This window comes from Mesorhizobium sp. LCM 4576, from assembly GCF_001854815.1.
GTDB lineage: Bacteria > Pseudomonadota > Alphaproteobacteria > Rhizobiales > Rhizobiaceae > Mesorhizobium > Mesorhizobium plurifarium.
This window is the reverse complement of the sequence record NZ_MDDT01000057.1, coordinates 749,954-760,049: the sequence shown is the minus strand read 5'-3', so window position 1 is coordinate 760,049 and position 10,096 is coordinate 749,954. Positions and strand designations below refer to the sequence as shown.

Sequence of the window (10,096 nt, the reverse complement as noted above, 5' to 3'; positions counted from 1 at the left end):
TTGTTTCCGCCATTGCCGGAATTCGAGCCGCCGGCCGAACCGGAATTGGAACCACCTGCAGAGCCGGAATTGCCGCTATTCCCGCCTCCGTTGCCGTTCCCGCTGTTACCGCCCCCGTTACCGTTTCCACCACCCTTGCCGCCGCCGTTTCCACCGCCACCGCCGCCTTTGCCGGCATAGGCCTTGGTCACGACCGGACCATCGAGGGAGAGACTGAAAGGCGCGACAACAAGCGCCAACGCAGTAAGCGCTTGCAAGACCAGCCTGCAGCCCCTGCGCTTTACGCGCATCCCGCTCTCCCCATGCCAGCCCTTCAGCCCATCGGCCAAGCTACCCCACCGGCAATGTCGCAGCATAAGCATCCCCAATCAGCAGGTCATAAGGAAGTGGCCCACGACCCTTGTCTTGTCCACTCGGACCTATTGCGTTTTACTGTAGGACCTAAGTCTTATTTCAACCAACGGATGTGGTCGGACACTTTCGTCGCGGGGTCAATTTTCCAGGCCGACCAAGCTGTTAACGAGATTCGCGCTTGCGGCATGTTCGCAAGATGCGCTCAGGCCGGCAATGGCGCCGGCCGCCGCGCCGCAACCGCCGCACCGAAAGCGGCGGCAATGACGGCGGCGATGCCCAAGCATTGCAACAGGTTGAGCTTCTCATGCAAAAACAGGAAGCCGGTCAGCGCGCCGCCAGCCGGCTCCAGGCAGACCAGCATGCCGTAGACCTTGGCCGGCATGCGGGCCAGCACCAGCATTTCCAGATAGAAGGGCAGCGCGCTGGAGAACAGGCCGACCACGGCAGCGCCCGCCATGACGTGCGGGTCGGTGAGGTGGGCTTGAGCTGCGCTGAAGCCGAAAGGCAGCGCCAGCACCGCGGCGATCGCCATGCCATAGGCGGAGGTGCGCACGCCGAGCTCGGCGCCGGCCTTCTGCGCGAAGATGATGTAGAGCCCCCAGCAGGCGCCCGCCGCCAGCGCCAGCACCACGCCCAGCGGATCGAGCCCGCTGCTGATACCGGCAAAGGGCGACAGCAGGCCGATGCCGACGATGGCCAGCGCCACCCAGACAAGGTCGAGCAGGCGCCTGGAGCCGAGCGTGGCGACAAACAGCGGCCCGGTGAATTCGAGCGCCACGCAGATGCCCAGCGGAATGCGCTGGAGCGCAGCATAGAACAGCATGTTCATGGCGCAGACGGTGATGCCATAGGCGGCGAGCCAAGGCAGGTTTTTCCGCGAGGGCAGCACCTTCCAGGGCCTCAGCGCCGCCGCCAGCATCAACGCGCCGATGGCAAGCCTCAGCATGGTCRTGCCGTCCGGCCCCAACACCGGGAACAGGCCCTTGGCAAAGGCGGCGCCGACCTGCACGGACAGCATTGCGCCAAGCAGGCCAAGCACGGGCATGGCGCCCATGTGAGCGTCCGGTTGTGCAATCGGCGTCGACGTCAYTTGCTCTCCATTCCCCTGCCCTTGTCGGGATCGGAGATAAAGCCTGGGGGCTGCGCCGTCGTGAGGCAGCAGGCGGCGGATGGTGGGACAAGCGGCCCCCGTCCCTTCGGGCAGGCCTGTTGCACCGCACAAGAGTTTGAAAATCAAGGCTTTTATGGACCTATCCATAGAACTTAGCGCCGCCATCGAGCCTTTTCTCAATATTTCCCATCATACTCGCTGCGGTTGCTTGGTATCTTTCCGACATCCTTTGCGATTAATATTTGCCAGAATCAGACCAATTACCCGCGGTTGAATAGGACCATTGGGCAGCCCTGGTTATAGTTTTAGGGCACAACTATTTCTGTCACGTCGCGGCATCACATCTTATTTCATGGACGTAAGCATTTTGTGTTGCGCCGCAACATCGGCCGCGACAATCGTGGGCTGGGGGCATGCCTGTTGGAGGATGCCATTATTGTGACTCGGATGGGCATTCCGTTGGTCGGCACGGATTGTGCCCCCGGCCCGGACGGCGAGTCGTCGGCCCACAGCGGCGCGTTTTGCTCCACCTCTGCCGCTTGGCGTGACCGGCCCGGCGGATGCCGCTGATGGCGAACGCGCGCGACATTCAGTTGGACGCATTGCGAGCCATCGCGGTGACGCTGGTGCTCTACTCGCATTTCTTCGCTCCGGACGGCTCGTCATTCGTCGGCCATCTCGGGGTCAGGCTGTTCTTCGTGCTCTCCGGCTTCCTTATCACCCGGCTTTTGCTGGACGCGCGTGATACCGGTGCATTCGCCGCCGGGGCGGCGCTGCGTTCCTTCTATGCCAGGCGCATGATCCGGATATTCCCGCCCTATTTCGCGGTGCTGGGGCTCGTGTGGTTCGCCTCGGAGCAATCCAGAGCCTCGTTCGCCTGGCATGCGCTCTACCTCTCGAATTTCTGGTATGCGCGGCAAAACGACTGGACGCCCTGGCTGCTCTGCCATTTCTGGAGCCTCAGCATCGAGGAGCAGTTCTACCTCGTCTGGCCGCTGATCGTGCTTCTGGCGCCGYGCCAGCGCATCGAGGCGATCACCGTCGGCGTCATCGCCTTCTCGCTCGCCTACCGCTTCTACGGGCCGATTGCCGCCAGCCCGGCGCTTACCCGTGACCTGCTGCCTCCGGCCTCGATGGACGCCCTTGGCTGCGGCGCCCTGCTTGCCGTGCGCCGCGCTCGAGGGGCGGATGCGCCGCAGTGGATGCGGCTTGGCTGGCCGGTCTTGGCCGCGATGTTCCTGCTCATAGTCTGGTCCGATCCCGGGCTAGCGAATTCCGCCTGGGAGTGGCCCCGCTGGACGCTGGTTCAAGTGCTGCCGCTGGTGCCGATGCTGGCAATCGTCGCGGCGTGCTCGAACGGCCTCGGCGGCGCGCCGGGCAGGCTGGCCGAACTCCCCCCGCTGCTGTGGCTTGGTCGCATCAGCTACGGCGTATACCTCTATCATTCGATCCTTCTCGCCTTGACCGTCAGGGCGCAGCCATGGCTCCCGGTCAACGTCTCGGAACAGGGGCCGGGGCGGTTCCTTGTCGCGGGCACCGCCACGCTGGTCGTCGCCTCGCTCTCCTGGGTGTTTTTCGAGAAGCCGCTCAACGGCCTCAAGCGCTATTTCCCTTACGTCGCGCCCGTGCGTCGGCGCGGCGCGAGCGAGGAGCGCGGGTTTGGCGCGGTCCCGGCGCTCGATCTGCGGCCAACGGACCAGAGCCGGCCATGACCGCGACACCTCTCATCTCCGTGCTGTTGCCGGTCTACAATGCCGAGCCCTACGTGGCCGCCGCGATGCAGTCGATCCTGCGGCAGGACCACGGCCGGATCGAGCTTATCGCCATCGACGACGGGTCGACCGACCGGTCGCTGGAGATCCTCGAACGCTGCCGCCGGGACGACAGCCGGGTATCCATAATCTCGCGCGAGAACCGCGGGCTTGTCGCCAGCCTCAACGAGGGACTGGCGGTCGCGCGGGGCGAGCTTGTCGCGCGCATGGATGCCGACGACTTCGCCTATCCCTGGCGGCTGTCGCGCCAGGYGGCGCTGTTTGCCGCGCGGCCGGAGCTCGGCTTCTGCGGCGCGCTGGTGGACACGCTGCTGCACGGCCGCATCGCCCGGGGCCGGCTCGATCCGGTGTTCCGTCTCGGTCTGCCTGTGCTGTCGAAATTCTTCACCATCTTCATGCATCCGACAGTGGTCTACAATCGCAAGGTCATCGGCGAGGCCGATCTCCGCTATGACGGCTTCTACCGGCATGCCGAGGATTTCGACCTCTTCCGGCGGCTGGCCGAACGCTATCCGGCGGCGCTGATCCCGGAAAGCCTGCTGGTCTACCGCATCCATCCCGGCAGCGTGACCAGCCTGCACAGCAAGGAGATGCGGCGCACGCACCTCAGAATAGTCGGCGAGAATCTCGAGAGCGAGGGGCTGACGGACGACGGCGCGAACCTGCGCGCCATCGGCGAGACGGTCACCTTCGACACCGTGACCCGGGCCGCGGCTTTCGTCCATGCTCTTGAGGAGCGGATCGCCGCTCTTCCCGATACGACGAGGCCGAGCTTCGAGGCCGGCGCGCTCAACCTGTTCTATTTCCTCTACCAGCTCGTCAATGACGAGGAGAGGCCGGCCCTGGCGCATGAATTGCTGACGCTGACGGGGAAATGGAACGCGATCCGCCGCCGCGAGAAATACGCGCTCAGCCCCGGCGCCTTGGCACCCTGGCTGAGCCAAGCATCAATGTGGGCCGGCAAACGTGCCGACTGGGTCGCCTACCGCTTCAAATCCGCGCCGGCGGCATCGGTGCTCGCGCCTTATCGGGTGGAGGCGGCATGAACGTCGAGCGCCATCCCCTGCCGCGGCACGCTCGCCCGGCCCCGCCCACTCCGCCGAGGCCCAAGCAGCGGCTGGCGGTCTCCTTCATTGTCTGCACGCGCGACCGGCTCGCGGTGCTCGAGGCCTGCATCGACTCGATCCGCGTCGCCTGTCGCGCGCACCCCGCATTCGCCGCCGAGTTGGTGGTGGTCGACAACGGCTCGCGCGACGGCACGGCCAGCTATCTTTCCGCGACCGCCGCTACATCCGACATCGCACTGACGGCGATTTGCGAGCCGCGGCACGGGCTGGCGGCGGCGCGCAATGCGGGGCTGGCGCGGGCACGCGGGCAGGTGCTGGTGTTCGTCGACGACGAYTGCCGGCTCGACGGCAACTACCTGGTCGACCTGGAGCGGCATTATGCGAGCGGCGAGAAATGGCTGATCCGAGGCGGCCGCGTCGAGATCGGCGACGCGCGCGACCTGCCCTTCACCATCAAGCGCTGCGACAAGCGCGAAGTGCTGACGCCGGCCGTCCATCCGGGGGCTTCGTGCTGGGCTGCAACATGACCATGCACCGCGAGGTCGCCGCCTTGATCGGTCCCTTCGACGAGCGCTTCGGCGCCGGCGGGGCGCTGCGCTCGGCCGAGGACACGGACTATCTGGTGCGGGCGATGCTTGCCGGCATGGCAGTGGAATATGTGCCCGACATGACGATCTTCCACCATCATGGCCGGCGCAACCGCGAGGCGATCGACCGTCTGCACCGCGACTATCATTTCGGCAACGGCGCGCTCTGCCTCAAGCATCTACGGCGCGCGCCGTGGCTGCTGCGACATTTCTACTGGGCCGCGCGCGCCGCTCTGCGCGAGCTTGCCGGCGGCCCCAGATTCGATGGCGATCTCAGYCTGTCGCACTGGCCAATCGTTCTGATGAACCTCGCGGGCGCGGCGCAATTCGCGTTTCTGGTGCTGGCCAGGCATCTGCCGCGACAAGCGCGACACGCCCAGAAAACGCCCGAGGCCAAGGCGGAGGCCGGCGCGCGATGAGCGGTCGGCCGACGTTGTCGATGCTGTGCCAGGCGCTCGGCCGCCGGCAGCTCGGCCTGCTGCCGATCGTCGTCGCGCTCGGGCTTGCAAGCGCGGCGCTCGAAGGTTTCGGCATCGGCCTGATCATCCCGCTGCTCGGCATCATCATGGGGCATGGCGACACAGCCGGCATGGCGGGCTTCTCGGCCGTGCTGCAAAAGGTTGGCGCGGGGCTTGGCGAGCGCGAGCGGCTGATCGCGATTGCGGCCGCGATTCTCGGCTCGATCCTGCTCAAGAACCTGCTTGCCTTCGCCAATTCGGTGCTCACGGCCCATATCTACGGCAAGGCCGGCCAGGCGATCCGCGGGGCGCTCGCCGGGCGACTGCTCGAGGTCGGCTATCCCTTCTTCCTGAAGGAGAGCCCAGGACGCCTCCTCAACATCATTTCTAGTGAATCCTGGCGCGCCTCCGACGCCATCCAGGCAATGCTGGGCTCGATCGTCAGCGCCTCGGCCGCGCTTATCCTGCTAGGCTTCCTTTTGCTGCTCTCCTGGCAGATGACGCTTTTGGTAATGATCGGGCTGGCGCTGGTGCAAGGGGCGCATATGACGCTGTCGGCGCATCTGAAGGCGCCCAGCCGCAGCGTTACAGCGCGCAACAGCGCTTTGGCCTCGCGGATGCTGCATCTGGTGCATGCCGGCCGGCTGATCCGCATCTTCGGCCAGGAAGAGCGCGAAAAGGCGGCGTTCGAGACGGCGTCGGACGGCGTGCGCCGGGCGGCCTTCCAGCTTGCCAACCGCCAGGGCGCGCTGGGACCACTCACGGAAGTGCTGCACGCCATGCTGTTCCTGGCGGTGGTGATCGGCGCCTGGCTCGCGGGCTTGAGCTTCCCGCTGGTCGCCGCCTTTCTTATCCTGCTCTACCGCCTRCAGCCGCATGTGCGGGCGCTGCAGATGACCTGGAGCCAACTGCAGGGGCTTTCCGGCTCGCTGGACGAGGTGAGCTGGCTGCTCGACCCGACGGGCAAGCCAGCGCCGCCGCAAGGCAGCCGGCCCTTCGCGTCTTTAAGCGAAAAAATCGACTTCCAGGGCGTGAGCTTCAGCTATGCCAATGAGGAGCAGCGCGCGGCAGTGCTGCATGCCGCGAGCTTCGACATCCGAAGCGGGCGCTCGACGGCGCTGATCGGCCGCTCCGGCGCCGGCAAGACGACCATCGTCAATTTGCTCTGCCGCTTCGTCGAGCCGGACGAGGGCCGGATCCTCGTCGACGGCACGGCGCTCGACGAGATCGACCCCGTCACCTGGCGGGCGCATATTGCCCTGGCCAGCCAGGAGCTGGAACTGGTGGACGGCACCATCCTCGACAACATCACCTACGGCAAGGACACGGCGGGCGCGGAAGCGGCGCGGTGCGCGGCCGAGCTTGCCGAGGCGCATGAATTCATCGAAAGGCTGCCGCAAGGCTACCAGACGGTCGTCGGCTAWCGCGGCGTCAACCTGTCGGCCGGGCAAAGGCAGCGCATCGCGCTCGCCCGCGCGCTGGTGCGCGATCCCGACATCTTGATTCTCGACGAGGCCACCAACGCGGTGGACGGGCTTTCGGAGGCGGCGATCGTGGAAACGCTGAAGTCACGCGCCGGCCGCCGCACCACGATCGTCATCAGCCACCACCACTCGACGATCTCGTTCTGCGACGACCTGGTGATCCTGGAACATGGACGGGTGAAGAAGCAGGCGCCGTTCGCGGAGATGGCGGCGCACAGCATGGATGAGCTGTACCGGCCGGAGTGAGGCATGGAAGGACGGCCGCTTTGGCGCCTTCGTCATCCTAGGGCGGAGCAAGGAGCGAAGCGACGCGCGCAGACCCTAGGATCCATGCCGTGACGCTAAAGCGTTGCTACGTTTGCAGAATTCTGCACCGCTGCGCTCCATGTCGAAGGTCAAGGCATGGATCCTCGGGTCAAGCCCGAGGATGACGAAGCGTTAGCGCGGGCCCCCTCTCCGCCCCGCTGCGCAGGGCACCTCTCCCCGCCTTGGCGGGGGCGAGGAACCCAAGTTCTACCCCGCCATTGCCAGCGGCACGGCGCTCTTGTTGGGGATCTGGATGTCGATCTCGAGCGTCGACATGGTCGCGCCGCGATCCATCGAGACCTGGAGATAGTCCTGGTCGATCTGCACATGCTTGGCAATGACCGCCATGATCTCCTCGCGCAGGATGGAGACGAGGTCCGGCTGGCCGCGGCTTTGGCGCTCGTAGGCGAGCAGCAGCTGCAGCCGCTCGCGCGCCACCGGCGCGCTGGTGCGCCGCTTGAAGAGGTCGAGGATGCTCATGCGGCCCTCCTTCCGAGAAGCCGGTCGAGGAAGCCCTTGCGTTCGAAGGGGACGACCACCGGCAGGTCCTCGCCTTCCAGGCGTCTTGCCGCTTCGAGATAGGCTTTCGCGGCGGAATTGATCGGCTCCGACAGCGTCACCGGGGAGCCGAGGTTGGAGGCGCGCAGCACATCCTGGCTTTCCGGGATGATGCCGAGCAGCGGGGTGGACAGAATCTCCAGCACGTCGTCGATCGACAGCATCTCGCCGCGCGAGGCGCGAGAGGCGTCATAGCGGGTGACCAGCACATGCTTCTGGATCAGTTCGCCCTGCTCGGCCTTCATGGTGCGGGCGTCGAGCAGGCCGATGATGCGGTCGGAATCGCGCACCGACGACACTTCCGGGTTGGTGACGATGACCGCCTCGTCGGCGAAGCGCATGGCAAGCTGCGCGCCGCGCTCGATGCCGGCCGGGCTGTCGCAGAAGACATAGTCGAACACCGAACGCAGCCGCGCGATGACCTCGGCCACGCCCTCCTCGGTCAGCGCGTCCTTGTCGCGCGTCTGCGAGGCCGGCAGCAGGTAAAGCGTCTCCAGCCGCTTGTCGCGGATCAGCGCCTGCGACAGCTTCGCCGTGCCCTGGATGACGTTGACGAGGTCGAACACCACGCGGCGCTCGGCGCCCATGATGAGGTCGAGGTTTCTCAAGCCGACGTCGAAATCGACCAGCGCCACCTTCTTGCCGGTCTTGGCCACGGCGGCGCCGAGCGCGGCCGTCGAGGTCGTCTTGCCGACGCCCCCCTTGCCCGATGTGACCACGACTACCTTGCCCATATTCATCCAGCCTCCGTTGGCGTTTTTATGTCGGGCCCGCCCGTGTTGGACACGACGGACTCTCGGGAACAATCGCACGCGAAACCGGCCCGAAGCTTGCCGGCCCCAAAAAACTCAGCCCAGCGGCACCACGCAGAGCGCATCATTGTCGAGGAAGGCCTGCACGGCCTTGCCGCGCGACACGCCTTCCATCTCCTCTGCGGTCGTGTACCAGCCGTCGACGGCGAGCAGCTCGGCCTCGTTCTTGCGGCAGAAGATGCGCGCCGAAACATTGCCTTCCGAGCCGGCGATCGCGCGGCCGCGCAGCGTGCCATAGACATGGATCGAGCCGCCGGCGACGATTTCGGAACCGGACGCGACCGAGCCAAGCACGATCACGTCGCCATGCGGATGGAACACCGACTGTCCCGAGCGGATCGGCGCCTTGATCATCAGAGTGCCGGCCGAAGGCATCGCCGGCTCGGCGCCCTGCCCTGCGCTTGCGGCTTGCGCCGGCTCGATCCGGACCGCCTCCAGCCTTGCCAGCTCGGGGTCCACCGGCTCGTCTCCGGACATCTCTATGGGGGAAACGTCCGCCTGCGGCGCCTCTGGGGCCAACTGCGTCATCTGGGCGGCCTGGACCCGCTCCCCGGCGGCGGCTTCCAACTCCTCCGCCCGCGCCTTGCGCGCGGCGCGGCCCAGCAGCCCCTCGGCGGTCGCCTCCTTGGCGCCGGCCAATAGCGGYGGCAGCTCGGGCCCGAGCTCGGCGCCTTCGAGCTCGATGGCGTAGACGCGGATGCCGCGCGAGCGGAGCACGCCGACCAGCGCGCCGATCTCCTCCGGCCCCGGCTGCAGGACGTTCAGATCCAGCACCACCGGGCGCCCGTTGAAATAGCCCGGCGAGTTGGCGATCCAGCGATCCAGCCCCTCCAGCCAGTCGGCGATCGGCGCCTCCGGCGTCAGCGTGAAAGCGACGAAGGATCGGGCGCGAAAGCGGATCGATTTGTTGTGCAAAGGGGYGGCGAAGGTCAYGTCCKGGCGAATCCTTACTCAATGGTTAAAGGGTGCCGGCCGAATGGTTAACAAAAGGTTAATTTTGGGGATCGCGGCCGTTAAGGAAGTGGCGCGGCGAAGTTCTGTGGCAGCGCGGTGACAGGGCCCGCCGATGCCGCTATCGTCTCACCCCGGCCTGGCGGAAAGCAAGGGAGGTCATGCCGTGAGACTGGAGRTCAGCAAGCCTGAGGATGTCACGGCCGYGTTTGCCGATGCCTGGAACAGRCATGACATGGACGACTTCGCGGCGCTGTTTTCCGAGGATGCCAATTTCGTCAATGTCGTGGGCATGTGGTGGAAGAACCGGACCGAGATCGAAGCGGCGCACCGCGCCACTCATGCGACCATGTTTCGCGACAGCCGGTTGGAGGGTGTCGCCGCGTCGGTCGTGGAGCTGTCTCCCGGCCTCGCATCCGTGCACTACAGATGGACCTTGACCGGTGCATCCGCTCCGGACGGCTCACCAGCCGGAACGCGGGAAGGCATCCTGCTTCTGGTGGTGAGGAAGGAACAGCTTGGATGGCGGATCAAGGTGGCCCAGAACACCGACATCGTTCCAGGGGCGATCGCTCCCCCTGCCCGCGCAAGCTGATAGCGGCGACATGTGAAGCGCCTAATATACGAAACGACGCG

At 66.1% G+C, this 10,096-nt stretch carries 8 protein-coding genes and 2 pseudogenes; 5 read left to right on the top strand and 5 right to left on the bottom strand.

Features of this window, described 5'->3' with window-relative positions:
• Both LCM4576_RS37055 and LCM4576_RS29385 read right to left on the bottom strand, forming a co-directional pair.
• Positions 1-290: pseudogene (locus LCM4576_RS37055) on the bottom strand (hypothetical protein); the annotation flags it as partial.
• Between the two features lie 266 nt (positions 291-556).
• The gene (locus LCM4576_RS29385) at positions 557-1,408 is read right to left on the bottom strand and encodes a DMT family transporter (RefSeq protein WP_071035860.1); all 852 of its coding nucleotides are present in this window, start codon (positions 1,406-1,408) and stop codon (positions 557-559) included.
• Between the two features lie 626 nt (positions 1,409-2,034).
• Between LCM4576_RS29385 and LCM4576_RS29380 the strand changes: the two genes are divergently transcribed.
• From LCM4576_RS29380 to LCM4576_RS29365, 4 genes and pseudogenes are all read left to right on the top strand, one after another.
• Positions 2,035-3,177, top strand: a complete 1,143-nt coding sequence (locus tag LCM4576_RS29380; RefSeq protein WP_071035939.1) for an acyltransferase — start codon at positions 2,035-2,037, stop codon at positions 3,175-3,177.
• Positions 3,174-4,283: a glycosyltransferase family A protein gene (locus LCM4576_RS29375; RefSeq protein WP_071035859.1), complete on the top strand. Its 1,110-nt coding sequence runs from the start codon at positions 3,174-3,176 to the stop codon at positions 4,281-4,283. The genes LCM4576_RS29380 and LCM4576_RS29375 overlap by 4 nt, the downstream gene beginning before the upstream one ends.
• Positions 4,280-5,310 (top strand): annotated as a pseudogene (locus tag LCM4576_RS29370) (glycosyltransferase family 2 protein). Before LCM4576_RS29375 ends, LCM4576_RS29370 begins: the two are co-directional and overlap by 4 nt.
• Positions 5,307-7,079 carry an ABC transporter ATP-binding protein gene (locus LCM4576_RS29365; protein WP_071035858.1) on the top strand — a complete coding sequence of 591 codons (1,773 nt, stop codon included), beginning with the start codon at positions 5,307-5,309 and terminating at the stop codon, positions 7,077-7,079. The pseudogene LCM4576_RS29370 and the gene LCM4576_RS29365 overlap by 4 nt, the downstream one beginning before the upstream one ends.
• A gap of 267 nt (positions 7,080-7,346) precedes the next feature.
• On the opposite strand, the gene minE is transcribed toward LCM4576_RS29365, so the two are convergent.
• From minE to minC, 3 genes are all read right to left on the bottom strand, one after another.
• Positions 7,347-7,619, bottom strand: coding sequence for a cell division topological specificity factor MinE (gene minE / locus LCM4576_RS29360; protein ID WP_040973218.1), 273 nt, complete (start codon positions 7,617-7,619; stop codon positions 7,347-7,349).
• Positions 7,616-8,431: a septum site-determining protein MinD gene (minD, locus tag LCM4576_RS29355; protein WP_040988440.1), complete on the bottom strand. Its 816-nt coding sequence runs from the start codon at positions 8,429-8,431 to the stop codon at positions 7,616-7,618. The genes minE and minD overlap by 4 nt, the downstream gene beginning before the upstream one ends.
• A gap of 114 nt (positions 8,432-8,545) precedes the next feature.
• Positions 8,546-9,424, bottom strand: a complete 879-nt coding sequence (gene minC, locus LCM4576_RS29350; RefSeq protein ID WP_083361557.1) for a septum site-determining protein MinC — start codon at positions 9,422-9,424, stop codon at positions 8,546-8,548.
• Between the two features lie 202 nt (positions 9,425-9,626).
• Between minC and LCM4576_RS29345 the strand changes: the two genes are divergently transcribed.
• Positions 9,627-10,055 (top strand): SgcJ/EcaC family oxidoreductase, encoded by a 429-nt coding sequence (locus LCM4576_RS29345; protein WP_071035938.1) that lies wholly within the window; start codon positions 9,627-9,629, stop codon positions 10,053-10,055.
• The last annotated feature ends 41 nt before the right edge of the window (positions 10,056-10,096 follow it).

Bases quoted from the DNA above. Each gene is read 5' to 3' on its own strand.
- minE (WP_040973218.1), bottom strand. From the start codon at position 7,619: ATGAGCATCCTCGACCTCTTCAAGCGGCGCACCAGCGCGCCGGTGGCG.
- minD (WP_040988440.1), bottom strand. From the start codon at position 8,431: ATGGGCAAGGTAGTCGTGGTCACATCGGGCAAGGGGGGCGTCGGCAAG.